The following is a 24,003-nucleotide window of genomic DNA, read 5'->3' on the forward strand; positions in this document are numbered from 1 at the left end:
CATGGAAGAAAATTATCATCAGGATTCTGACCGCTTTGGCAAACTTCAGGTCTATCTAAGAGAATTTGTTTACGGAGGCATCGATGGGGCTGTAACCACTTTCGCAGTTGTGGCAGGAGGATTTGGAGCGAACTTGGATTCAGGAATCCTCATTATTTTAGGTTTTGCCAATCTGCTAGCCGATGGCTTCTCTATGTCAGTTGGGGCTTTTCTATCTGCAAAAAGCGAAAAAGAAAACTTCAAAAAACACCAAAACATAGAGTATTGGGAAGTAGAAAACCTCCCGGAATTAGAACGAGAGGAAATCGCAGTGATCTATAGACGAAAAGGCTTTAAAGGAAGCTTACTGGACAAGGTGGTAGACCATATCTGCTCGGACAAGGATCTTTGGGTAGCTGAAATGATGAAAGACGAGCTCTTTATGATGGAGGACAGCAAAAGTCCTTTTAAAATAGGCCTAGCCACCCTGATATCTTTTATTTTGGTTGGTTTCATCCCCTTGCTGATTTACCTATGGGATTTCTTTTTCCCTACTGACCTCAACATTTTCTTTTGGACCAGTATTTTAACCGGGATTGCCTTTATGTTGGTAGGCTGGCTAAAAGGAATCGTCAACCAAACTTCCGCCCTGCAAAGCATCAGTGAGACAGTAGCTTTGGGAGTATTGGCAGCGGTAGTAGCCTACTATGTGGGAGACATTTTAGAGAACTTTTTCATTACTGCCTAATAATGAACACGATTGAGGAGGTACTCTTAAGAATGGATGAAATAGTCAATGAATGCGCCCGCACTTCCTCAAGAATTGGTTATTTCTCAATCTTGTACAGACAGGTTACTCGAAGGATCAGGCAGGGAATACTATCCCGGGAATTTGAGGACAATACCAGAATGGAAAAATTGGATGTCCTTTTTGCAAAGCGATTTATAGACGCATATCAAGAATGGAAAAACGGAAAACAGCCCACAGAAAGCTGGCATCTTGCATTTGAAGCAAGCAAAAGCTCTCGCAACCTTGTCCTGCAACATCTATTTTTAGGGATCAATGCTCACATCAATTTGGATTTGGGAATTGCCGCCTCGGAAACCATGTCAGGAAAAGACCTGAATGGAATAAAGGGTGATTTTGATCAAATTAACTCTATCCTTTCCGAGATGGTTGATGATGTCAAACGCTCCATCAGCAAAGTCTCTCCTATTTTTGGATGGCTCATCCCGCTGGCAAAAGGAAAAGATGAAATGCTACTCAACTTTTCCATTCAGCTCGCTAGGGACGGAGCATGGAAATTTGCAGAAGAATATCACCAGGCAATTGACAAAGCTTCGCTTATACACGAGAGGGATTTAAAAATCTCCAAACTGGCAATGAAACTGCTGAACCCCGGAAGTTTGCTAAGCTTTTTGATCAAGGTAATCCGGATTGCCGAATGGAAATCTGTCACTCGGACCATGATGCAATTGGAAACAATGGCTAAACCTCAGTAAACTGCCTTCTAATCATTTCCCTTCAAACTCTGCAATTTCACGTTCGGTCAGAGCCTTGCTTCTACGATTGGTCCTTTCTTTTTTCAAGTCAGTGGCATAAAAGTGGGTATCTTGAAAATATCCAACTCTGGCTTCGGACTCGCCTTTTGCAATCGTCCATTTCTCTCCTTTAAAAAGTCGGATTCTCTCTTCGTGCAACTCCAACAAATCATCATATGGTCCTCGAGAAGAAATCAATTTGACAAAAATTGGAGCGGTCTCAATGGCAATAAACAACAACATGATAAATAAGTTGGCCAAAGCAATCGCCTCGCTCTCGGAGGTAAGAGAAGAAAACGCATCCATTCTTGCCGCCAAGCCATCGAATCCATCGATCCCTGGAAGTTGCTTCTCAAATTCCGATTGTTTACGATTCCTTACTTCCCTGATCTGTGCTTCAAGAGTATCGGTTCGGGCTTGGTTTCTGATTTTAAGTTGATCCAGAGCCAATTGAGCAGCATCCAACTGCTGTTCTTTCTTTTTGGCATTAGTTCCAAGTCCCACAATCCCGCTGCTTCCTGAGGTTTTCTCTCCAAATCGCTCTGCATCATATTCCTTCTGCAACTGATCCCGGAAAGTTTCAGCTTCGTCCACCTCAATCTTGAGTTGATTAATTTCACTTTCAAATTCCTGGATTTCCGGAAAACCTTTATCCAAGCTTATTTTGGACTGAGCGATCATCTCAGTTTTCCTTTCATCCAACTTCCGGTCAATTTCCCTTTCAAACATTTTCAGCTCTAGGGGTTTCGAAATCACAAAGGCCAACAATATGGCTAAAACCAAGCGAGGAATTGCCAACTTCCATTCGGAAATAGCATTTTCTCTTTTTCGCATACTGGAGACAATAAATCTATCCAGATTAAAAACCATCAAGGCCCAAAGAAACCCAAAGCCCAATGCGGGCCAAATGGATTGAAAAACTGTGTAAAGGGCATAGCCAGCTGCTAAACCTGCCAAAATACCGGTAAAAAACACGGTAGCACCAATTCCTACATACTTGTTGGATTCTGTTGGAGCACGCTTAAGAAGGGCAAAATTGGCACCGCTACAAAACCAAAAGAAATGGATAAAATACTGCATCTAATTAGGGATTTGGTTGGATGAGTATTAGTAACGCCAAAAGCTTTCCAAAACATGCAAATACAAAATGTAAATAGCCTAAACCCCATAAAGTGCCTTTTCCAGCGTTTTGAAGCCTATATTTTCAATATTTCAAAAGCATGGGCAATTGATCAAAATGTCCGAACTGTACGCAATTGCGCAATACCTGAACGATTTTGAGCAGTTCGAATAAAAGCATGAAAATAAGTCCTCAAGAACCTATATTTAGTCATGAAAAATCCAAAAATTCTTCTCCTTCTTCTATTCTTCCTGATTCTGGCTGGTAGAAACTATGCCCAACAAATTCCCTTTCAGGAAGAAGTAAATCAACTCACTGCTCAAATTGATAAAAAAGGATGGAGTAAAGGCAGCATTGTTTTTACAGGAAGTTCAAGTATTCGAATGTGGAAAAATATTCAGGAAGAATTCGCGGATGTTCCGATTATCAATACCGGATTCGGAGGGTCTCAGGCCTCTGATCTCCTGACCCATTTGGAGTCTTTAGTCAATCGCTATGATCCCCAGGCTGTTTTCATTTATGAAGGGGACAATGACATCAATGCTGGAAAATCGACAGAAGAAATCATCCATGATTTGGATCAAATTCTACATAAACTAAATGAGCACAAAGAAGGAATATCGATCTATTTCATCGGAGCAAAACCCAGCCCCAGCAGGTGGAACCTAAAAGATTCCTATGAGCAATTCAATAAGGCTCTGGAATCCTATGCCGAGGGGATGATTAATTCCCAGTACATTGATGTTTGGTCTCCAATGCTAGATCCTACCGGAAATCCCCGTCCTGAACTTTTCTTGGAAGACATGCTACACATGAAACCGGAAGGTTATGAGATTTGGAAAAAGCAGCTCGACCCCCACATCAAATTCCTGAAAGAAATGATTTATCAGTAAATCCTTCTTGGATTTTACAAATCAAAAACCCGAAGAGAAAGCGCCAATAAAACCTGCTGGGATCTAAAGGGCTGGTCTTTTCCAAAAATCCGTTCGTATCCGAATTTTCGATCATGAAATTCTCTTTCATATCGAAGATCGATACCAATGGGTCCCACTGAAATACCTAACCCAGCCTGATACCCCATTCTTAACTTAGAGTCCTGACTATTTGCCCATTCCATATTGGAGGGATCCTTCAACGAATAATGGAAGGAAGGCCCTGCCACCGCATTGATAACCTTAAAAATTTGGATCCCGGCTAACACTGGTAGATCCAGCCGCTTGGCTCTAAAATCCAAATCCTTGTCATCAAATCCAGATTGCGTGTAATTCAATTCCGGTCTAAGATAAAGTCCATAGAAACCCAGTTTATAAAATACCCCTGCAAGATAGCCCACTCCTTGTAGAGGATCCTGCCAAACTGTTTCTGCATCCTGAAAATATTTCCCGGAAGAAGCATAATTCATTCCGAATTTAATTCCCAATCCTGGTGCACGTTGAGCGAGAGTCGGGATTGAAATCAGAAGAAAAAAGGTGATCAGGACAAAAGAAGGGCTTATTTTTTTCATGGTTGATGGAAGCTCAAACTGAAAACTTTGTACTGGAAATTATCAGTGAATCAATTTAATTTGATCGCTTTATTGCTCAATCGCATTAAAACAATCGAACAGAATCCTTGTTCTATACGTTGTTCAGACAAAATATCAATTCCAGGAAAGTTCTCTTGTGAAGAATTTTGAACCATTAAGCATGAATCAGACCAAACTTATGAGTTTCAGCATAATTAGTTTTTTTTCAGCCCTTCTATTCGCCTGTAGTCCAAACCCCGAAACTTCAGTTGAGGAAAGTGATGCTGCAAAAATTTCTTCCTATCAAGGCAAAACCGAGAAAGCTACATTTGCAGGAGGATGCTTTTGGTGCGTGGAAGCACCCTTTGAGGGAATTGACGGGGTCATTGCTGTGGTTTCCGGATATGCAGGAGGAAAAGAAAAAAATCCAACTTATGGTGAAGTCAGCAGTGGAAAAACCTCACATAGAGAGTCTGTTCAAATCACTTTCGACCCAGAAGTAATCAGCTACTCCGAACTTGTCGATATTTTTTGGCAGACCTTTGACCCCACAGATGTTGGCGGTTCATTTTATGACAGGGGATCTCAATATGAATCCGCAATTTTCTATCACAATTCCATCCAAAAACAAGTAGCGGAAGAGTCCATAAAAAGGTTGGACAGGTCAGGGAAATTTGAAAAGCCGGTTGCAACACCTTTAATCAAATACACCAATTTTTACCCGGCAGAAGAATACCATCAGGACTATTACAAAAAAAACCCATCCGACTATTATGCTTACAGAAAAGGCAGTGGAAGAGATGCCTTCATCAAAAAACATTGGCCTGAACTGAGTTCCGAAAAATACAAAGCTCCTTCCAAGGAGGAATTGAAAAAGTCTTTAACAGAAATGCAATATGAAGTAACCATGGAAGATGCTACTGAATATGCATTCCAGAATGAATACAACGGAAACAAGGAAGCAGGCATTTATGTATGTATTGTCTCCGGTGCACCCCTCTTCAGTAGTAGCGACAAATACGAGTCGGGTTCAGGTTGGCCAAGCTTCACCAAGCCAATAGATGCGAGAATCATCGACAAACCTACTGACAGAAGTCTTGGAATGACACGGGTAGAGGTTAGAAGCAAGCTTGGAAACAGCCATTTGGGCCATGTATTTTATGACGGTCCTGAACCAACCTATTTGCGTTATTGCATGAATTCGGCTGCGATGAAATTTATTCCAAAAGATCAAATGGAAGCAGAAGGGTATGGAGATTTTCTCTGGCTTTTAGAATAACGCGGAGTTAAAATACGATTGGATCTAAAAGTTGTATTTTTAAAATGTTGTATTTTTTTTGTAGTTGAAATACAAAATAATTAGATTGATTTTCATACTTTAGTTAAAACACTTTAGACCTCGACTAATATCACCCAGTTAGTGTTAGTTAAAGTTTCGAATCAAAAAACAACTTGGATAAGAAACAATGCTTTAAATGGTTACCGAAAAAGCATGTTTCAAAGCCTTTTGAATTAAACCTTTTATTTTAAATCCGCTTAGGCCTATGGATTTTGACCTAATTCTTGTTGACGATGATCCTGCATATTTGCAGCTTCATGAGGTCTTGGTGAAAAAATCAGGGTTCCATAACCAGCCTATTCTTATTGATTCCGGAAAAAAGGCAATCGAATACCTTGAACAAGAGGTAGACTCTGACCGAACGATTTTACTTTTTCTGGACATCTATATGAAAGATATAGATGGTTGGGATGTTTTGGATTTTATTGAAAGCTATGGACTGCCGGAAAAAATCAAAGTAATGCTTGTCAGTTCCTCGGTTGACTTAAGTGACAAAAGAAAGGCACTCAAGTACAATACAGTCATAGAATATATCGAAAAGCCTTTGGTCCTTCCTTATCTAGAAAGGTTAAAAGAGCTTGCCATTTTCTAACAAGGAACTGAATTAAGTGCTTTTCTAAAATCCGACACTTTTATAATGAAGTTCATTAATCCCACTTTTGGATTGATTTGCCCAATGTTTTTTGGCAAGAAATAATCTATTAATCCAACCTATTTTTAACTTTAATAAAAATAGGATCAGTCAATGAAAAAATTTGCTTGGATTTCCGGTATTGTTCTACTCGTCATGTTTGCCGGAATTTTTTGGTATAAGTTCTACTTCGTATTTGGCGAAGGAGTAAAAGCTGGCAGCCTCAATTATTTTGTAAAAAAAGGGGTAATCTTCAAAACTTATGAAGGAAGAGTAGTTCAAGAAGGATTTCAAAGTCCAACGGCTGGAGGACTTCAAAGTAATGAATTCCGCTTTAGTGTAGTGGATGAAGCGGTAGCGGCAAAACTTGAGAGAGCATCTGGAAAATTCGTCGAACTACGATACAACGAATACAACGGAGCCTTGCCTTGGAGGGGAACCTCAAACTTCGTCGTCACCGAAGTTCTGTCGATAGAGGAGTCCGGCCAAACCAACCGTTCGGCCCTGCCCTATGATCAATAATTAAGGCTTAGTCCAATAATCCAAAACCATCACCTTGTCCAAGTGTGGTCCTAAAACCTCGCCAAAAGCCTTATGGGCTGGATGAGGCAAATAGGCATCTCTGTCTTCATCAGAATGAAAAGTCAGAGTAAAAGCATGAGTCAAACCCTGGTTTAGATTTTCGGGACTGGAGTTAATACCCCACTCGAATCCCTTGATCCCATCTATCTTGTTTTGTAAATCTCTAAATGCATCAATCACAGATTGAATATCCTCTTGGCTGGAAGTCTCTTTAAAAGAAAAATAAACTACATGTCTGAGTACGGAATCTGGCTGCATTTCTATGGTTTTTTCGAAAATTACTTCTGGGGTCTCATTACTTTCCTGCTGATTGGCACAGCCAATCAAAAATGCCAGGGGTAGTAAATAAATTAATTTCTTCATTTACAATGTGTTTAAGGATTGATTCTTCAAGTAAGTAATTTCTGCGCTTTCTTTAGATAAATTCTTGTAAAGTATTGAAATTTAAAAATAAGCATTTACCTTCAACGATTATTTCGTAGATCAACGTTTGTATTAATATGAAATTACAACTCAACCAACTTTATCTGCCACTGTTTGCCCTTGCCTCGTTTACCTTCCTTTTTTCCTGTGGAAAAGGGGCTGAAGAATCCCAAATTTCAGATCAGGCAACTTACTCTTTTGCAAAAATCGACTCCTTTGAAGTCAATAATTTGACCCGGGTTTTTATCCGAGATTATTCTCCGGAAGAAAAGCGTTACCTGGGTTATTCCATCGTTGAAGATGAGCTACTTGAAATATCTGAAAACGGGGAAATCCTAAATAGAGTCAAAAAGAAAGGAGAAGGACCTGGGCTTTATGGAAACTGGAATCCAATAGGAATCTGCTTTGGCCCGAACGGTGAGCGAGTAGCAGAATTACCCTTTGCTATTTTCACATTTGACAAAAACTACGATGTGGTGCACGAGCAACGAATCCAGTCTCCACTACCCATACGCACTTTTGGTCCTATGGGAAGAACTGAATATTTCCAAAAACAAGACAGTACTTTTTACTTGGTAGGCCCAAGCAATTATCTATCCGCACATTATCTAATCAGGAATGAAGAAGGTTTGGACACTTTGAAGAATTTTTACCAAATCAATATTGAATCAGGTGAAATGAAGTCCGTAGTCCCCTACCTGGAAAACTCCATTTATAAACAAGGAAAAGACATCTATCAGGAATTGATGACCAAGTCATTCTTTGTAGATAAAGTAAAGAATGAGCTGATATTGATTCATGCTATTGAGAAGGAAATAGAGGTTTACTCACTTCCTGACCTAGCATTCAAAAAAAGTGTCCCGCTCAAATACAGTGCGTTTTTAAGCTATTCCCCATTACCTATAGAAACCGCCCCCAATGATGAAAGAATCAATACCTTGCGGTTTTTGGCAGGAAGGAACAAGAAGTTGATCAATTTGGGAGATGGCATGTACTTGCTTCAGTACTACAAAGGAATCAGTGAGGCAGCCTATCAAAGCAGGATAGCGGAAAACCCACTTTACTATCCTTTGGATGACATAAAAGAGCAGGGAATTCTATTGGTAAAAGAAGGAAAACAGCTTGATTTGGAACTCAACTCGATTTCCGGGACAATCCTTTTTGGAATGGGGAATAATAGATTTTTGGTACAAGACCCAGAAAATCCGGATATTGAAGAGGAAGTAACCCGCTTTAGCATCTATCAAGTACAAACGAATTGATTCTCCATGCGAATTGCCTTTTTCAGTGCAAAGTCCTATGACCGGAAAAGTTTCGACAGATTCCGAAAGGACTTCGCCCATGAAATCACCTATTTTGACACCAAACTTGACCAACAATCAGCTACCCTGGCCCAAGGATATCCCTGTGTTTGTTCATTTGTGAATGATTATTTGGACAAACCAACACTTCAAAAACTCTCCAAAGCCGGCATTAAATTGATAGCCTTAAGGTGTGCCGGGTATAACCAAGTTGATATTAAAGCAGCAAAACAACTGGGAATAAAAGTGGTGCGTGTTCCAGCCTATAGTCCCGAGGCAGTGGCCGAACATGCATTTGCATTGATCCTGACTTTAAGCCGAAAAACCCACAAGGCCTTCAACCGAGTCCGTGAAAACAACTTCTCTCTTGAGGGGCTTACCGGCTTTAACTTGTTTGGCAAAACAATCGGAGTAATCGGAACAGGAGCCATTGGAACCGCATTTTGCAGGATTGCTTTAGGCTTTGGCTGCAAGGTAATAGCCTTTGATTTATTTGAAAACGAAGAACTCAAAAAGAGGGGTGTTCAATATATGGGATTGAATGAGGTATTTATGAATTCGGATATTCTATCCCTACACTGCCCACTTACAACAGAAACCCATCATTTGATCAATGAAAGGTCCATCCAAATCTTAAAGGATGGAATCATGCTGATCAACACTTCCAGAGGAGGATTGATAAATTCCAAATCGGTAATTCGTGCATTGAAAAATGAAAAAATAGCGTATCTGGGAATTGATGTTTATGAGCAGGAAGAGGCTCTTTTTTTTCAAAATCTTTCTGAGCAAATTCTTAAAGACGAACAGATTTCCCGCTTGATGACTTTCCCGAATGTGCTAATTACAGGCCACCAGGCCTTTTTGACACAAGAGGCCCTGGAACAAATTGCCCTTACTACCCTTCAAAATATTTCATCCTTCGAAAATGGTGAAAGGATGGAAAATGAAGTTGTATTCGATTCATAAAAAATCCCCAAAAGCAAAGCCTTTGGGGATCTTCCTATCGAAACCCACAAAGGATTTCTGAAGTTATGCAGTGATTACTTTACAACTTGTACATTAACTGCATTCACACCCTTCTTACCCTGAACTACATCGTAGGAAACTCTATCGTTTTCACGGATTTCGTTAACCAGACCTGAGTGATGTACAAATACATCCGCACTCTGATCATCAGGTGTAATAAAGCCAAAACCTTTGGTTGTGTTAAAGAATTTTACTGTTCCTTCATTCATGATTTCTAAATTTTAGTTTGTTTTTTTATTTGATTTTTGATTTTGAGGATTCTCTTTTTTGGGGGGAGTAGGCTCAGGAGGTGTATCGGAAATATTTCCAAATTCATCCACATAAGCGAGCATATCCTGTAATTCCCCACTTTTAGGTTGCTCTTTTCGAGCTATTTTTTTCTCTAGTTTTTCCTTTTGTTTTCTCTTTTTTAATTCTGCCTTTTGTTTCTTGATAAATGTGTTTTGGTTTTTTGACATTGTATAATTTTAATTGACAAATGTTATCGCTCGTCCGGTTTTTCCGGCTCGTCCAGTCCTGCCTATTCTATGAATATAGCTATCCATAGTCATAGGAAGCTGATAGTTGATCACATGGGACACATCAGCTATGTCTATTCCTCTAGCTGCCACGTCTGTAGCCACCAGCACCCGAGTTTCTCCCTTTTTAAACTCCTCTATCATCCTGTTTCGAAAATTCTGGGACTTATTACCATGGATCAACCCTGATTTAATCCCTGAATGATTCAGTTTCTTACTAAGTCTATCCGCCAAGCGCTTGGTCTCAGTGAAAATGATCACCCTATCCATCTGCTGATCTTCAAACAATTGAGTCAAGAGTGAGAACTTTTCTTCACCTTCACGTACCCTGATTATTTCCTGATCCACATTTTGACTCGCAGTCCCACCGGAACTGACTTTCACTTCCACTGGATCCTGCAAAATACTGTCAATCAAATCCTTCTGCCCTGCCTCCAGTGTCGCTGAGAAAAGCATTGTCTGATTCCGGCGAACCATAGAATTAACAAGCTTTTTTACATCATGGACGAAGCCCATGTCCAGCATCCGGTCAAACTCATCCAAGACCAGGGTCTCGATTTTGTTCAAATGCAATAATTTTCTATTCGACAGATCCAATAATCTACCCGGAGTTCCAACCACTAAATGAAGTTTTTTCTCCAAAGCCTTAAAATCTGTATTGATATTGGTCCCGCCAATAAATGTAGCTGAATGCAAATTCATCCCTTTGCTGAGACTTTTGAATTCTTCTTCAATCTGAAGGGCCAGTTCTCGAGTAGGCGTAACTACCAAGGCTGAAAACACCTTAGGGTTTTTCATCGCCTGCTCAATGATAGGGATTAAAAAAGCAGCTGTTTTACCGGAGCCCGTATTGGAAATTCCCAAAAGATCTCGTCCCTCCAAAAGTGGGGAAATGGTTTGTTCCTGTATACTGGTCATACTTTCGTAGCCTTTATTTTCTAGGTTTTTCAAAAGGGCAGTATGCAGCTTCAAAGTATGAAAAGGAGTCTCTGTCCTAAATCCTGCTTCTCCACTTGACTCAGCTTTCTTTACCAATAAACTGGGGTCCAGTTTGGAAACTTTTTTGGCATTTTGAGAAGGTCTTTCTTTTGGCCTTGAATTCCTATTAGAAGAGACTCTTGGTTTATTTCTATTGTTTGAATACATAGTCTTAGGCTTTTACAGGTTCAAACTCCTGACAATTTCCCTGGAGATGAAACATTTTAAAATGGTCCAATTCAGCCCCAAAAAAGTAAGGTTTCGAGTAGAAAGAACACCCGAAAACTTCTAGAGCAATCGAATAAAGAAATGATTTTTTCAATAAAACAGTCTCACTGACCATTTTACGATTGCCGAATTTGGATTGGTTTGAATCTATAAAAAGACTATAAACTCTTTTACTGAATAGTTGAGAGGAATCGGAAAATTCTAATTCCGAAAATTTTACTGTTTTAATAATGGTTTTGTAAGGTTATAAATACTAATGTTTCCGTGGGGATTACTCTGCAGATTCTAATTCAAAAAATGGAAAAACTCCATTATTGAATTAAAAAAGTAGAAAAGAGAAGAATTAAAACCTTGCAAAGGGGAAACTCTTGATTCACTACTTTAGCATGTTGAGAATCAACGCTAACTTTTATTAAACTATGGAAGAAACCATCTATATATCAGTTTCTTCCGATACAAAGGTGAAAATAAGTCATGGTAAATCCTAATTCAGTCTCCAATTAATAATTCCATTGACATGGATCATTTCGATTTTATTGTACCGCTGAGCGGGAGTTAAAGCCTCATTCCTCAAGGCTTCTTTGTTCATCACCAGAAAGTGAAAGTCCAAATTTTTATACTTCTTCGGTTGGTATTTTACGCCAACATTTACCTGCTTGTACGAAGGGAAGGCGTATTTATTACCAGCCACATCTCCTACAAATGGTAGCCAATGAAATCCCCAATGGTTGTAAACGGTCAAGTTAATTTCTGGAAAAGTATACTCCGCATATGCCACTAAAGCCTCGAAGTTTTCATACCCTTCATTTCGTTCCCTTGGCACAAAGGTATACCAAGCATCTTTTCCCCATTCCCGGGGATTAAGCCAACGGCCTTTCCCTCCAGCTTTTGTGAAATTCAAATGAGCCAACCAACCGGACTTTTTGTACCCAAATCTGGCTGAAAACGACCAGTTCTGGTCATTTGGGTCTTTATATCTTAATTCAGGATTTGAGTTCCCCCCATTTCCAATACCATGCTGGTAGCCTGCTATAAGTCCTGTAATCCAGGCACTTTGGGGATCACTACCAGGCCAGTTTGCATCCCATCTCAACCAATATGTATTGAAAATATTGTGCGCAAGGGTGTGAGAAAAGTGAAGGTTTCCTTTGTTCAATTTCCTGTCTACTTCAAGGACCGTCAGCCTTTCGCTACGGGTATTTCCATAATATCCAGAAGGTCTTCCCTCGGGATCCCTTGCCACAGGAAATATACCAATTGTTTCACCGGGATTGAGCCATTCACTGGTTCCTCTGACATTGAGACGATCAATATACCATCCTGTGATTTTCCAGTTGGAATCAGCTTGGATTTTGGCTTTCAAACCTTCCACTGCTGTGGGCGCCAATCTTCCATCCTGACCATTGATCCAATCGGAATTGATCGGCATCCTCCCGACAGAAAGCTCCAATTTCCCAGATTTATAATCCAAGTGTAAGGTTTCCAATTTGCCAAAAAAGCGATCCTTGGGATTTAGCAAATCATACAGGCCCCGTTCGTATCGGTTATTACGACCTGACAATGGGTCTATTCCCCAAATATCAGAACTCCACACATTTGAAATGTACCGATAACCAAATTCAAAGGACCAATTTTGTTTGTATTGAAAGGAGGCCCCCAAGTTAATGGAGGCCCCTAAGGAATAATCATCCTTAAAATCTTCTGCATAAGAGGTACTCATCCAAAACGTCCTAAAATTGACTTTGGGTGTTACACTCAGAGCTTTTTCAGGTTGTTGGGCTAAAACGTGAATTGACAAGAAGGTCAATAGCCCAACGGCAGCTAGTTTCATTCAGATTTAGCTTTCGCTTCTTGAATTGGTTTGAAAGGACCATATTTATGTTGTTCCTCTGAGAAACCGTCGCTATAAGGTCCAAAAGGATGATCCATAGGCTTTTTGGAAATATCAGGCCAATCTCCTGCTAGGCTTTTCGAAGGTCTCTCCAAGCTGTTCACATAGGCCGCCACATCCCATGCTTCTTCATCGGTAATCAGTGGGTTCTCATAGGTGGCTCCCAAAGGCATATTGGCACGAACATATCCGGCAAAACGGGACAATCTATAAAGCCCTGCACCGCTATTGTAGCTATGATCTCCCCAAAGTGGTGGATAGATATATCCGGAACCATCTTGCTTAGGCATACCTTGACCATCTGCACCATGACAGCTTTGACACTGATTCTCATAGACGGTTTTCCCTTTTATAGGATCAGCAGCTCGATCTAGCAACGGAAGAGCATAAATTCCCGATCCTTTGGGCTTTTCTCCTTTTGGAACATCTTTTCCGAGCCACTCCATGTAAGCAACCATTGCAATCATTTCCTTACTTTCTAGCTCCAAAGCATTACCATTCAAACTTCTTTCAAAACAGTCATTGATCCGCTTGGGAATATCTTCTGATTTTCCAGACCGGGCACGAACCTTAGGGTAAGTGGAAGAAACTGCTGAATAATTATTTCCTAATGGAGCTGTTCCGGCCTGAAGGTGGCAGTTTTGACAATTCAGCCCATTTGATAATTTTTTAACTTTCCCATTAGGACCGAGGTAAGCCGCGGTATTGGCGATCAATTCTTTACCATATTTGATATCCTCCGCATTAGGTTCTTGATCAACGGTAGCCCAATCTGGTGCTACCCACATGCCAACAGGATCCATCAGTGGCTTAACCTTAGGCGATTCTTCAACGGAAGCTAATATGGTCGGCTCATCACCTCCCAATTTTGGAAGTTGAACTCCTGAATATCCCAAATAAACAACAAACCCTACAACGGCAACAAGTGCTGCTGAGAGGGCCAATAATCCCACCATCAAAGAGATTAACTGAAGAAAAGGTTTTCCAATCTGATTCATAGTCCTAAAGATTCTATACAAAAATGCGACATAGTTAAGCCCCTTTGCTGTGACTTACGTCACATCCATTGAATTTAATCAATTATGACGGCTTTTCCGATTGGAACTTTACTCAAGAAAAACGGAAAATATGTAGACTAACTTATTTATCCTGTCAAAAATCACTTGGAAATAATAGCCGTAATCATGGTTTTCCCTCCAACTTCCCCCTTAAAATAAAAATGGTTGGTTGCTTCAAAAAGTGAAAGATTAACTTCATCTCCCAGCATACATTCTCCAAGGTAATTGATGTTGAGGTAATTTATATCTAAACCAAGTTCTCCCAGCATATCCTCAATCCATCGGATATAACTGGTATTATTCACGTGATTGTAAAGGTCAAGATCTGAATACCTTACTTTAATGGAATCCTGAGCGATCAACACTCCCTCCAAATTGATTTTTTCCGGTTGCCATCTTGGTTTGAGAGTCGGGTCAAATAATTCCTCAGGTAAAACCTGCTCGGGTCTTAGAATCCTTTTGGTCTGGGTATGAACCAAAAGCCAAGAGGACATCGCCCTTGCCAACTCATTTCCATCTTCATCCTGAACCAAAAATTCCCGAAAGGCAAAAAGCTTATCCACTCCTCTTCCCCCTGTATATACCTCCACATGTTTTCCCCAAAGAGGCATTTTTTGGATTCTGAATTCAAACCTAGACAAAACCCACATTTGATTATTTTCTAAAAGTTTACGACCAAAATCTCCCGAATCGGCATGTTCCCAAGCGATCTCTTGTAGGATATCCGCCAATGATCGAATCCTTAATTTTCCACTGGGATCAACCTGAAAGGATCCAATTTGAAACTTTTTGTGATACTGAAAATTCTCAGGAAGGCTCATGTTGTTTAGTTGCTCTCAGGCTGAAAATCTTTTGGAAAAAATACCTGCTTTCGAATGGTAGACAGCAGGGCTATCCCTAGCCCATTTACTGCAATCAATGCAAAAGACACCTTCAAATCAAATAAATCCGCAATAAATCCGATTAATGGAGGTCCCAACAAGAAGCCAAAAAAAGAAATTGTGGAGACCAAGGCCAAAGCTACACTCGGAGAATAAAGTTTTGATCTTCCTGCGATGCTATAAGAGAGCGGCACAATGGATGCTATTCCCAAACCCACTAACAAAAATCCCAGGGTTGCGAAATCGAAAGTTGGAAACAACACCGATAAAATCAATCCCAAAAAAATCAGAATACCACTGACCCGTATTATTGCAACTTTCCCAAATCTATGGGCTAGTTTGTCGGTCACAAATCTTCCTCCGGCCATGGCCCCCATAAAGGCTACGTATCCCACCGCAACCAAAGATGGCTCAACCTGAACTACCTTTTTGAAATAAACCCCACTCCAGTCAAACATACAACCTTCGGACATCATTCCTAGAAATGCAATCAAACCTACCCTCAACAGCAACTCATCAGGCTTTCTAATCACCAAACCGCTTCCTTCTGAGGTACTTTGTTCCTTGACGACGTGCTTTTGGGCAAACAGGATAATCAATAAAGCCACACACATAATAATGGCAAAATGAGCCGCAGGAGACAAACCCAGGAAAATCAAGCCTGCACCAACCCCGGCACCGGCAAAACCTGCCATACTCCAAAGCCCATGAAAAGATGCAAGGATATTTTTCCCCATCTGGTCCTCCAAGTCCAAGGCTTGGGTATTGAGGGAAATGTTCATGATATTGCCTAGCATACCGTATAGAATCAGAACAGGGACAAGTGTATAGAGTCCCGAACTCAATCCGATCAAAGGCAAGGTAAGGGAATAGACAATCCCTCCCAATAGGATCACCCTTCTGCTTCCATAATGGTGAACCGACCAACCAGCTAAGGGTAACCCAATCATGGATCCCAGGGGAAGAAACAACAATAAAGTCCCCAACTGTCCCTCGGAAAGATGGAATTTGGCCTGAATATCTGGAATACGGGATGCCCAACTGGCAAAACAAAGTCCTACAAAGAAAAATAAACTCCCTAGAGCAATTCTTCTTTTGGAAAGTGGATTCATGAGATTAAATAGGTTTTTGGCGGTGCAAAGTTACGCAAAGAATACAGAATAAACCCCTAGCTTTGAAAAACCAGGTCCAAACTAAAACCCATTCAACTAGTTATTAATAAAAGTCAACTATGGAGTTTATCATCGTAGGCATCATCCTGATTTCCATCATTTGGATGATCCGGTTCATTATCAAAAAAGTCTTTAACTAAAAAAAGCCGCCAAATATTGAATTTGACGGCTTCCCCTACTATTTCACCTGTTTAGTTGGGTAATTTGTTGGCAAATTTTCCATATACCCAAGTTCCAGCCAAAGCGGAAAGAAGGGTCACCAACACTACAGTGAATCCACTACCAATCTGGGCAAACAAAGGTCCTGGACAAGCTCCAGTCAAGGCCCAACCCAAACCAAAGATAAATCCACCGATAATCTGGCCTTTTCTAAATTCCTTGTCAGGGATATTGATTTTCTCTCCGTGAACAGATTTGATCCCAAATCTTTTGATCACCTGCACGGATATCACACCCACTACGATGGCAGATCCGATCACACCATACATATAAAATGAATGTAATCTGAACATTTCCTGGATTCTGAACCAAGAGATAATCTCACCTTTGGTAAAGATGATCCCAAACATGATACCGATGATCAGGTATTTTACAAGTTGTAAACCTTTTTCTTCGTAAGGTTTCTTTATGGGAGAATCCACATTTGCTTTATTTTCTGCTACTTTCATTTCTTTTGTCTTTTAAAATCCTACCAACTTCATTAAAGGCTCCAACAACACGTGTGTCATAAAGAAACCACCGATCATAAAGAAAGTGGTCGCCAATAGAGATGGCCACTGCAGGGAACTGATCCCCATAATAGCATGACCTGAGGTACAACCTCCTGCATAGCGAGCACCGAATCCAACCAAAAAGCCTCCAACTACGAAGAACAAAAGACCTTTACCAGTAAGGAGATTTTCCCAACTGAAGATATCAGAAGGCAATAAGCTAGTGAAGTCCGTAATTCCCAAAGCTGTCAAATCCGCCTGCGTAGCTTCAGAAACCACAATGGTCTCTGGGTTAGCTAAGAAATTGGTCGCTATAAAGCCTCCGATCAAGACTCCAAGTACAAAGAGTAAGTTCCAAATTTCTTTCTTCCAGTTGTAAGTGAAGAAAGGAATTCCAGCTGGCACACAGGCAGCACACATGTGTCTCAAGGAAGAAGAAATCCCGAAGGTCTTATTCCCGAGTATTAATAAAGCCGGAACTGTCAGTCCGATCAATGGCCCGGCAACATACCATGGCCAGGGTTGAGTAATCCATTCCATAAATTGAATCATTTAATTTAGTTGTTCTTCTTTTTTTCTTAAAACCTGTAATCCAAAATAAGACTAAGGTTCGCCATGTTTACACGATTAATAACATACTCTAAAGGCAGGTGTGCATCCAGGTTTTCATGCTTATAAACTGCAAGAAACTGCAAATCCAAACCTTCAAAATATCCCTTAAACCTATAATCAACCAAGCCGCTGAAATGGAAGTAATTTGGAACTCCATATTTATTCAGCAAAAGATTATTCAAATCCGGTGTTTGACTATGTGATGCTCCGAATGAAAACATCAATTGATCATGTATAAATGTCTGATCATATCTAAGCATGAGGGTGTTCACACCTCCCAGTCCATCAAATCTTTCTCTTTGTAGGGAAACAAAGAACTGCTCTCTGCCCCATTCTCTTGGGAACAAAAAGCGACCATTATGCGAAATCCCCAGGTAATTTATGGAAAGTTCTGAATGTCCCCAGTTCAATCCTGCCTTTAGGCCTCCACCGAACGTGTTTTCCCCCGGCATGATATACGTCAGGGAAGGATCTGGATTTCCTCCATCTCCAACAGCTGTTTCATAGAACCCCTGCGCACCCCAAACCAGATCGAGACCCGGTTTTAACTCATTCCTTCCTGTGCTTTCCAGAAAAGTAATGTCAAACATTCCTTCCGCGAGGTAATTCCAGGCTTTAAACTTCAGGTCTTCTTGTTCATACTCGAGTCCAAGAGAGCCTATACCTTTAGAACGAACATGGTGATGGTAGCTTTCATCTACCCCATAAGGGTTTCTTCCTGTAGAATAAAAGCCCAAAGACTCCTCGACTGGAAGCCATTCCAAAGAACCTCTGGAAATCAGGTGAGTAAACCAGGCTCCGGTTACTTTCCAATCCCCAAACTTATAGTCTCCGGAAACCCCACTGAAGAGGTTGGGACGGAGTCTGTTATCAGCGGCATTTAGAAGCGGGCTCTCGAAGTGGTGTCTACCTGCCCAAACCGAAACCTTGTCGTTGAGATAGGAAATGTAAAATTCTTCCAATCTATCCATATCCTTGTGGTTTTCCGGATGATGGACATCAAACAAGGTGATTTCATATCGGTTTCCACGACCTGTAATAGGATCTTCAATAGTGATGTTGTTTTCAAAATGTCTGAAAACAAAGAACCCACTGAATCCCACTCCAAATCCTTTCCATCTGGGGCTGAAATAGCCAAGCCCTGCACCGGTTCCCCAAGTAGAATAATCGGTAAGTTCCCCTTCGTTCAGCGTACTCATGAAGTACGAACGAAGATGAAACTCGAAAGAACCAGCCTTCAAATCTCTTCCAAAGAGTTTTTCATCAGAATCACTTTGAGCACTTTCATTCCAATGCTGAGCAAAGGATTGCAGGGCAAAAAGTGACAGCGTAAAGACTAGGATCAACGATCTCATTTCAATTTCAAATTTGATAGGACTTGCCTTCATTTTCTTGTGACTAAGGTCACATGGTCCATTTTTAAATTAAAAATGGCAAGCTATAGAGCCTGCCATTTTAAGGGTGTTTGCAACTTTCTCGTTCCTAATTACAAGAGGGTAGTTGGACAAACGTAGTCACTTACCTTGAATTTTTCAGACTCTTTGATAGCCTTGAATCCTCCAGCTATATCGATAAGATTGTCATAACCTCTCGCTCTCAAGATAGAGTTGAAGATCATGGATCTGTATCCACCGGCACAGTGTACGTAATAAGTCTTATCCTTATTTACTTTAAGCATGCTGTCGTTGATGTAATCAAGTGGAGCATTTTCAGCATCAATAACGTGCTCTGACAAGAACTCGGAATTCTTTCTTACATCCAGGATATTGATATCTGGGTTCTCTTCTTTGATTTTTGCAAGCTCATCTACACTGATGGACTTGATTTGATCAATTTCATGACCACTTGCTTTCCAAGCATCAAAACCTCCTTTGAGGTATCCGATGGAATAATCATATCCTACTCGGGCCAATCTTGTGATAACCTCTTCTTCTCTTCCTTCGTCAGCAACTACCAGAATTTCTTGCTTCAAGTCAGGAATCATAGCACCAACCCATACCGCAAAACTTCCGTCAATTCCGATATTTACAGAGTTAGGGATAAATCCTTTTGCAAAATCCTGTGCATCTCTGGTATCCAAGATCAAAGCACCTGTTTCATTTGCAGCAACCTCAAACTCAGTAGGAGTCAATGGTCTCACACCTCTTTCCAACACCTCATCAATGCTGTCATATCCTTGGATATTCATCATTACGTTTTGAGGGAAATATGCAGGAGGAGGAGTCAAACCGGTAATTACTTCCTTGATAAACTCTTCCTTGGTCATATCCTGAAGTGCATAATTGGTTTTCTTCTGGTTACCAAGTGTATCGGTAGTCTCCTTGCTCATGTTTTTACCACAAGCAGAACCTGCGCCGTGTGCTGGATAAACGGTCAAATCATCTGGAAGAGGCATGATCTTGTTTCTCAAGGAATCAAACAGGTGGGCTGCCAATTTTTCCTGAGTCAAATCCTCAACAACTTTCTGAGCTAGGTCCGGACGACCTACATCTCCGATGAAGAGAGTATCACCAGTGAAGATTGCTTCTTCTTTTCCTTCTTCATTTGTCAAAAGATAACATACAGACTCCATGGTATGACCAGGAGTGTGGATCACTTTGATTTTGGCTTTGCCCAAAGTGAATTCCTGTCCGTCTTCTGCAATGATGGCATCAAAGCCCATTTTCATTCCTGTTGGGCCGTAAACAATCTTAGCACCAGTCTTAGCTGCCAAATCTTTGTGACCGGAAACGAAGTCAGCATGGAAGTGTGTTTCAAACACATATTTGATCTTAGCATTTCTTCGCTCGGCCTTTTCGATATAAGGCTGTACTTCTCTAAGCGGATCAATTACCGCTGCTTCTCCTTCAGACTCGATGTAATAGGCTCCTTGAGCTAAACATCCGGTGTAGATTTGTTCTATTTTCATATGGCTGTATTTTATAAGGTTTCTTTTTAAAATCTTTTCAAAATTATCTTGGCTCGGCTTCCCCTAAAATGACTTTTGTCACATTGGGATCAAGCATTTGCCAGAATACTGGATTCGAGGACTTTCACTAGATGATGAGCAGGAACCACTCCAGATTCTCTCCAAAGGATTTTACCCTTTTGGAACAAAATCAAGGTAGGAACCCCCCGCACTTGAAATTTGCTGGCCGCAAGTGGGTTTCTGTCAACGTCTACTTTCACAATCCTCACTTTCTCCCCCATCTGCCGGGCAGTATCTTCCAATATGGGCTGCATCATCTTACATGGGCCGCACCAGGTAGCAAAGAAGTCTACCAAAACTGGAGTTTCACTGTCGATTAGTTCCTGGAATGTTTTAGGCTGTTCGCTCATGGCTGTTTCGGTTAAATTACAATGCAAAAGTAAAACGGCCCCTCCCCCCTAATCAGTAATAAATATCACACGGGCCATTTTAGACCTTTTCGTTTGAATGTTTAAAATGTGCTAAAAAAACCTGACTTGGTAATTAATTTTATATTTTCGTCCCTCTAATTTACGTCATAAATGCTCAATTTTAAGAGAATAAACAATATCACAGGATGGGTGGTCTTTGCGATAGCCACTCTCGTATATGTATTGACAGTCGAGGAGACAGCCAGCTTTTGGGATCCAGGAGAATTTATTGCGGTTTCATACAAGCTTCAAGTACCCCACCCTCCGGGTGCTCCTTTTTTCCTTTTAATCTATAGGATGTTCAGCTTCCTCGCATTTGGAAATGGACTGGAAGTAGCTTATTGGATGAATGTGGGGAGTGCCCTGTTTTCAGGATTCACCATTCTTTTTCTTTTCTGGTCGATTACCCTTTTTGGTAGAAAACTGATGAAAATCCGGGAAGGATCGGAAAGTAAAGGAGACATCATCGGCCTTATGGGTGCCGGTATTGTAGGTTCCCTGATTTACACTTTTTCGGATAGCTTCTGGTTTTCTGCTGTAGAAGCGGAGGTATATGCCATGTCCTCCTTCTTCACTGCAATAGTGATTTGGGCCTTCTTAAAATGGGATGTGATCAAAGATCCTCGTGAGGAAAACAGATGGATGATATTCATTGCCTATTTGGTGGGTCTTTCCATTGGTGTCCACTTGCTCAATCTGGTGACTTTGCCGGCTTTGGCCTTGATCTACTATTTCAAAAAATACGAGAACCCAAACCTAAAAGGAGGGATTATTGCATTTATCCTTGGTGGAGTTGCGCTGGTTGTTATTAACAATATCATAATCCCGGGACTTCCAAGTCTTGCCGGTTCCACAGAAATATTTTTTGTAAACAGCCTAGGCATGCCTTTTGGCTCCGGGATAGTAGTCTTTGGTCTTGCTTTTTTTGCGACCCTGATTTACGTCTATCGCTATTCCAGAAGAAAAGAACTGGCTACTTTAAATACAGTTTTACTTTCATTGATCTTTATCCTGATCGGATATAGCAGCTATACCCTGATCGTGATCCGAGCCAATCAAGATCCAGTGATCAATGAAAACGCACCAAAGGACATTATTAGTTATGTGTCCTATCTGAAACGTGAGCAATATGGATATCGTCCACTGCTTCATGGGCAGTATTTCACCGCCAAATTGGTTGACCAGGAAGAAGGAGCTCCTATTTATCGTAAAGGAAAAGACCGTTACGAAATAGCCGACTACCAACTGATCAATACCTATGAGCCTGAGAAAACCACAATACTTCCTCGTATTTATTCCACTCAGGAGAATCACAAGCGTATCTATAGACAAAAACTAGGACTGAGGGAAGGCCAGGAACCAACCTTTGGGGACAATATTTACTTCATGCTCAGCCACCAGTTGGGGCACATGTACTGGAGATATTTCATGTGGAATTTCTCCGGAAGAGAAAGTGACTTTACCGATGCCCCATGGATGGGAATTACCGATGCCCTAGAAGATAAATACCCGGACTACATCAAAGAAAACAAAGGGCACAACAACTACCTGATGCTTCCCCTTCTCTTAGGGATCATCGGGCTGTTTTTCCAGGCAAAAGCCGATCCCAAGTCTTTTTATGTAAATCTGATGCTCTTCCTGATGATGGGTGTGGTGTTAGTGCTTTATCTCAATTCACCTCCTATAGAGCCCAGAGAACGAGACTATATCTACGTAGGTAGCTTTTATGCATTTGCCATCTGGGCAGGTCTGGGAGTTTTGGCCATCGCAAATGGATTAAACAAATTCACCAAAAATACCGTGAATTCAGGTCTGATCGCCACCTTAATTACCCTTCCGATTGCAGGAATTATGGCATCCGAAAACTGGAATGACCATGACAGAAAGGACAGGTATTTCTCAGTGGATTCGGCAAGAAATTTCCTGGCGTCTTGCGCCCCTAATGCAATTCTATTTACAGGCGGGGACAATGACACTTTCCCGCTATGGTATGTACAAGAAGTAGAAGGCTTCAGAACTGATGTACGCGTAATTGTACTCAGCTACTTTGATACGGATTGGTATGTCGAGCAAATGACCCGTCCGGTGCATGAATCCAATGCATTGCCTTTCTCTCTTGGACCAGAACGTTATCAGAAGGGTACCAATGATGTGCTTTATGTGATGGAAAGGGATGGACTGGATGCAATTTCTGCAAAGGAATACCTAAAACTGCTCAATTCCGGATCTGACCTCCTCAAGATGCAGACAGGAGGAAAAAGTGTGGTCAACATGGTTCCTTCCAGAAACCTGATCCTGGATGTGGACAGTAATTCGGTAGCAAAACAAGAGATCATTCCTGCAGAGTTCGCCCCGCTGTTTACTCCGCAAATGAACCTTCAAATAAAGGGACAATACGTCACCAAAGGTACTTTGATGCTTTTGGATCTGATCGTATCCAATAACTGGGACAGACCGATATATTTCAACAACACCTCCCTTGCAACCATTGGCCTCAACTTGGAGAATCACGTGGTTATGGAAGGTCTGACCTATCGCCTATTACCGGTAAGAAAGCCAAGCATGCTCAGAGAAGAGTTGGTCAACACGGACCTGGCTTATGAAAACTACCTCACCAAATTTGCCTTTAGAGGAATGAATGATCCTAATGCCTATTTGGATGAAGAGTACCGTAGATTTGCTTCCAACCACAGAAGTGCCATCAACAGCATCGCCATTGCTCTATTGGATAAAGATGACATGGAAAAGGCGGCCAACATCCTGAATTATGGACTGGAAGTAATGCCGAATGAGGCCATTCCTTATGACCTTTCCAGTGGGCAGTCTGTCCCATTGTTCTTTGAGGTAGGCGAAGAAGAGAAAGCTTTGGATATCATCGATAAAGTATCCAAGAAATCCCTGGATATGATTGAATTTTATACCCGGGAAAACAGGGACTATGACCGGGAGATGATGATTTCCATAGAAATGGTCAAATACTTTATCCCGCTTCTGGAAGAAAGAGGCTATGAGGAAAAGGCCGGGGATTTGCAAATAAGACTAGAACAATTATTGGGTGCTGAGGCTAACAGTCGTGGGGCCCTTCAGCGAAACGACTAAAAAAATTAACCCCGGGAGAATCTCCCGGGGT

At 41.1% G+C, this 24,003-nt stretch carries 24 protein-coding genes; 9 read left to right on the forward strand and 15 right to left on the reverse strand.

Annotation, left to right across the window (positions count from 1 at the left end):
- Position 1 precedes the first annotated feature (1 nt).
- Both P2G54_RS05665 and P2G54_RS05670 read left to right on the forward strand, forming a co-directional pair.
- Positions 2-727: a VIT1/CCC1 transporter family protein gene (locus P2G54_RS05665; RefSeq protein WP_275869075.1), complete on the forward strand. Its 726-nt coding sequence runs from the start codon at positions 2-4 to the stop codon at positions 725-727.
- A 2-nt stretch (positions 728-729) separates the two neighbouring features.
- Complete coding sequence (locus tag P2G54_RS05670) at positions 730-1,482, forward strand: DUF5995 family protein (protein WP_275869077.1); 753 nt, start codon at positions 730-732, stop codon at positions 1,480-1,482.
- Positions 1,483-1,494: 12 nt separating this feature from the next.
- Here P2G54_RS05670 and P2G54_RS05675 read toward each other — a convergent pair whose 3' ends face one another.
- The gene (locus P2G54_RS05675; protein WP_275869078.1) at positions 1,495-2,601 is read right to left on the reverse strand and encodes a DUF4407 domain-containing protein; all 1,107 of its coding nucleotides are present in this window, start codon (positions 2,599-2,601) and stop codon (positions 1,495-1,497) included.
- Between the two features lie 252 nt (positions 2,602-2,853).
- On the opposite strand from P2G54_RS05675, the gene P2G54_RS05680 reads away from it, so the two are divergent.
- Positions 2,854-3,534 (forward strand): GDSL-type esterase/lipase family protein, encoded by a 681-nt coding sequence (locus tag P2G54_RS05680; RefSeq protein WP_275869080.1) that lies wholly within the window; start codon positions 2,854-2,856, stop codon positions 3,532-3,534.
- Between the two features lie 14 nt (positions 3,535-3,548).
- Here P2G54_RS05680 and P2G54_RS05685 read toward each other — a convergent pair whose 3' ends face one another.
- A complete protein-coding gene (locus tag P2G54_RS05685) occupies positions 3,549-4,145 on the reverse strand; it encodes an outer membrane beta-barrel protein (RefSeq protein ID WP_275869082.1) in 597 nt (198 codons plus the stop codon).
- 181 nt (positions 4,146-4,326) lie between these two features.
- Here P2G54_RS05685 and msrB point away from each other — a divergent pair, with 181 nt between their 5' ends.
- The 3 genes from msrB to P2G54_RS05700 all read left to right on the forward strand — a co-directional run bounded on the left by msrB (position 4,327) and on the right by P2G54_RS05700 (position 6,637).
- On the forward strand, positions 4,327-5,424 hold the full coding sequence (msrB, locus tag P2G54_RS05690) for a peptide-methionine (R)-S-oxide reductase MsrB (RefSeq protein ID WP_275869084.1): 1,098 nt from the start codon (positions 4,327-4,329) through the stop codon (positions 5,422-5,424).
- A gap of 265 nt (positions 5,425-5,689) precedes the next feature.
- Positions 5,690-6,076, forward strand: a complete 387-nt coding sequence (locus tag P2G54_RS05695; protein ID WP_275869086.1) for a response regulator — start codon at positions 5,690-5,692, stop codon at positions 6,074-6,076.
- A 153-nt stretch (positions 6,077-6,229) separates the two neighbouring features.
- Positions 6,230-6,637 (forward strand): hypothetical protein, encoded by a 408-nt coding sequence (locus P2G54_RS05700; protein ID WP_275869088.1) that lies wholly within the window; start codon positions 6,230-6,232, stop codon positions 6,635-6,637.
- Here the strand turns inward: P2G54_RS05700 and P2G54_RS05705 are convergent, their stop codons facing one another.
- Positions 6,638-7,060: a Dabb family protein gene (locus tag P2G54_RS05705; protein WP_275869089.1), complete on the reverse strand. Its 423-nt coding sequence runs from the start codon at positions 7,058-7,060 to the stop codon at positions 6,638-6,640.
- A 137-nt stretch (positions 7,061-7,197) separates the two neighbouring features.
- Here P2G54_RS05705 and P2G54_RS05710 point away from each other — a divergent pair, with 137 nt between their 5' ends.
- Both P2G54_RS05710 and P2G54_RS05715 read left to right on the forward strand, forming a co-directional pair.
- Positions 7,198-8,382 (forward strand): hypothetical protein, encoded by a 1,185-nt coding sequence (locus P2G54_RS05710; RefSeq protein ID WP_275869091.1) that lies wholly within the window; start codon positions 7,198-7,200, stop codon positions 8,380-8,382.
- Between the two features lie 6 nt (positions 8,383-8,388).
- Positions 8,389-9,387 (forward strand): 2-hydroxyacid dehydrogenase, encoded by a 999-nt coding sequence (locus P2G54_RS05715; RefSeq protein WP_275869092.1) that lies wholly within the window; start codon positions 8,389-8,391, stop codon positions 9,385-9,387.
- 74 nt (positions 9,388-9,461) lie between these two features.
- Here P2G54_RS05715 and P2G54_RS05720 read toward each other — a convergent pair whose 3' ends face one another.
- The 12 genes from P2G54_RS05720 to trxA form a co-directional block, all read right to left on the reverse strand.
- Positions 9,462-9,656 carry a cold-shock protein gene (locus P2G54_RS05720; protein ID WP_275869094.1) on the reverse strand — a complete coding sequence of 65 codons (195 nt, stop codon included), beginning with the start codon at positions 9,654-9,656 and terminating at the stop codon, positions 9,462-9,464.
- A gap of 12 nt (positions 9,657-9,668) precedes the next feature.
- Positions 9,669-9,905: a cold-shock protein gene (locus tag P2G54_RS05725; protein WP_275869095.1), complete on the reverse strand. Its 237-nt coding sequence runs from the start codon at positions 9,903-9,905 to the stop codon at positions 9,669-9,671.
- Between the two features lie 9 nt (positions 9,906-9,914).
- Positions 9,915-11,111, reverse strand: coding sequence for a DEAD/DEAH box helicase (locus P2G54_RS05730; RefSeq protein ID WP_275869097.1), 1,197 nt, complete (start codon positions 11,109-11,111; stop codon positions 9,915-9,917).
- Between the two features lie 544 nt (positions 11,112-11,655).
- A complete protein-coding gene (locus P2G54_RS05735; protein WP_275869098.1) occupies positions 11,656-13,002 on the reverse strand; it encodes a hypothetical protein in 1,347 nt (448 codons plus the stop codon).
- Complete coding sequence (locus tag P2G54_RS05740) at positions 12,999-14,060, reverse strand: c-type cytochrome (RefSeq protein ID WP_275869100.1); 1,062 nt, start codon at positions 14,058-14,060, stop codon at positions 12,999-13,001. Before P2G54_RS05740 ends, P2G54_RS05735 begins: the two co-directional genes overlap by 4 nt.
- A gap of 161 nt (positions 14,061-14,221) precedes the next feature.
- Positions 14,222-14,941 (reverse strand): acyl-ACP thioesterase domain-containing protein, encoded by a 720-nt coding sequence (locus tag P2G54_RS05745; protein WP_275869101.1) that lies wholly within the window; start codon positions 14,939-14,941, stop codon positions 14,222-14,224.
- 5 nt (positions 14,942-14,946) lie between these two features.
- Positions 14,947-16,113, reverse strand: coding sequence for an MFS transporter (locus tag P2G54_RS05750; RefSeq protein ID WP_275869103.1), 1,167 nt, complete (start codon positions 16,111-16,113; stop codon positions 14,947-14,949).
- 251 nt (positions 16,114-16,364) lie between these two features.
- Positions 16,365-16,841: a DUF6691 family protein gene (locus P2G54_RS05755; protein WP_275869104.1), complete on the reverse strand. Its 477-nt coding sequence runs from the start codon at positions 16,839-16,841 to the stop codon at positions 16,365-16,367.
- 12 nt (positions 16,842-16,853) lie between these two features.
- Positions 16,854-17,435: a YeeE/YedE thiosulfate transporter family protein gene (locus tag P2G54_RS05760; RefSeq protein WP_275869106.1), complete on the reverse strand. Its 582-nt coding sequence runs from the start codon at positions 17,433-17,435 to the stop codon at positions 16,854-16,856.
- 26 nt (positions 17,436-17,461) lie between these two features.
- Positions 17,462-18,850, reverse strand: a complete 1,389-nt coding sequence (locus P2G54_RS05765) for a hypothetical protein (RefSeq protein ID WP_275869107.1) — start codon at positions 18,848-18,850, stop codon at positions 17,462-17,464.
- Positions 18,851-18,981: 131 nt separating this feature from the next.
- On the reverse strand, positions 18,982-20,403 hold the full coding sequence (locus tag P2G54_RS05770) for an MBL fold metallo-hydrolase (RefSeq protein WP_275869109.1): 1,422 nt from the start codon (positions 20,401-20,403) through the stop codon (positions 18,982-18,984).
- Positions 20,404-20,492: 89 nt separating this feature from the next.
- The gene (gene trxA, locus P2G54_RS05775; protein ID WP_275869110.1) at positions 20,493-20,813 is read right to left on the reverse strand and encodes a thioredoxin; all 321 of its coding nucleotides are present in this window, start codon (positions 20,811-20,813) and stop codon (positions 20,493-20,495) included.
- A 171-nt stretch (positions 20,814-20,984) separates the two neighbouring features.
- Between trxA and P2G54_RS05780 the strand changes: the two genes are divergently transcribed.
- Positions 20,985-23,972: a DUF2723 domain-containing protein gene (locus P2G54_RS05780; protein WP_275869112.1), complete on the forward strand. Its 2,988-nt coding sequence runs from the start codon at positions 20,985-20,987 to the stop codon at positions 23,970-23,972.
- Positions 23,973-24,003: the final 31 nt, after the last annotated feature.

The organism is Algoriphagus sp. CAU 1675 (assembly GCF_029222925.1).
GTDB lineage: Bacteria > Bacteroidota > Bacteroidia > Cytophagales > Cyclobacteriaceae > Algoriphagus.

Coding starts and splice junctions, on each gene's coding strand:
- P2G54_RS05665 (WP_275869075.1), top strand. CDS start 2: ATGGAAGAAAATTATCATCAGGATTCTGACCGCTTTGGCAAACTTCAG.
- P2G54_RS05670 (WP_275869077.1), top strand. CDS start 730: ATGAACACGATTGAGGAGGTACTCTTAAGAATGGATGAAATAGTCAAT.
- P2G54_RS05675 (WP_275869078.1), bottom strand. CDS start 2,601: ATGCAGTATTTTATCCATTTCTTTTGGTTTTGTAGCGGTGCCAATTTT.
- P2G54_RS05680 (WP_275869080.1), top strand. CDS start 2,854: ATGAAAAATCCAAAAATTCTTCTCCTTCTTCTATTCTTCCTGATTCTG.
- P2G54_RS05685 (WP_275869082.1), bottom strand. CDS start 4,145: ATGAAAAAAATAAGCCCTTCTTTTGTCCTGATCACCTTTTTTCTTCTG.
- msrB (WP_275869084.1), top strand. CDS start 4,327: ATGAATCAGACCAAACTTATGAGTTTCAGCATAATTAGTTTTTTTTCA.
- P2G54_RS05695 (WP_275869086.1), top strand. CDS start 5,690: ATGGATTTTGACCTAATTCTTGTTGACGATGATCCTGCATATTTGCAG.
- P2G54_RS05700 (WP_275869088.1), top strand. CDS start 6,230: ATGAAAAAATTTGCTTGGATTTCCGGTATTGTTCTACTCGTCATGTTT.
- P2G54_RS05705 (WP_275869089.1), bottom strand. CDS start 7,060: ATGAAGAAATTAATTTATTTACTACCCCTGGCATTTTTGATTGGCTGT.
- P2G54_RS05710 (WP_275869091.1), top strand. CDS start 7,198: ATGAAATTACAACTCAACCAACTTTATCTGCCACTGTTTGCCCTTGCC.
- P2G54_RS05715 (WP_275869092.1), top strand. CDS start 8,389: ATGCGAATTGCCTTTTTCAGTGCAAAGTCCTATGACCGGAAAAGTTTC.
- P2G54_RS05720 (WP_275869094.1), bottom strand. CDS start 9,656: ATGAATGAAGGAACAGTAAAATTCTTTAACACAACCAAAGGTTTTGGC.
- P2G54_RS05725 (WP_275869095.1), bottom strand. CDS start 9,905: ATGTCAAAAAACCAAAACACATTTATCAAGAAACAAAAGGCAGAATTA.
- P2G54_RS05730 (WP_275869097.1), bottom strand. CDS start 11,111: ATGTATTCAAACAATAGAAATAAACCAAGAGTCTCTTCTAATAGGAAT.
- P2G54_RS05735 (WP_275869098.1), bottom strand. CDS start 13,002: ATGAAACTAGCTGCCGTTGGGCTATTGACCTTCTTGTCAATTCACGTT.
- P2G54_RS05740 (WP_275869100.1), bottom strand. CDS start 14,060: ATGAATCAGATTGGAAAACCTTTTCTTCAGTTAATCTCTTTGATGGTG.
- P2G54_RS05745 (WP_275869101.1), bottom strand. CDS start 14,941: ATGAGCCTTCCTGAGAATTTTCAGTATCACAAAAAGTTTCAAATTGGA.
- P2G54_RS05750 (WP_275869103.1), bottom strand. CDS start 16,113: ATGAATCCACTTTCCAAAAGAAGAATTGCTCTAGGGAGTTTATTTTTC.
- P2G54_RS05755 (WP_275869104.1), bottom strand. CDS start 16,841: ATGAAAGTAGCAGAAAATAAAGCAAATGTGGATTCTCCCATAAAGAAA.
- P2G54_RS05760 (WP_275869106.1), bottom strand. CDS start 17,435: ATGATTCAATTTATGGAATGGATTACTCAACCCTGGCCATGGTATGTT.
- P2G54_RS05765 (WP_275869107.1), bottom strand. CDS start 18,850: ATGAGATCGTTGATCCTAGTCTTTACGCTGTCACTTTTTGCCCTGCAA.
- P2G54_RS05770 (WP_275869109.1), bottom strand. CDS start 20,403: ATGAAAATAGAACAAATCTACACCGGATGTTTAGCTCAAGGAGCCTAT.
- trxA (WP_275869110.1), bottom strand. CDS start 20,813: ATGAGCGAACAGCCTAAAACATTCCAGGAACTAATCGACAGTGAAACT.
- P2G54_RS05780 (WP_275869112.1), top strand. CDS start 20,985: ATGCTCAATTTTAAGAGAATAAACAATATCACAGGATGGGTGGTCTTT.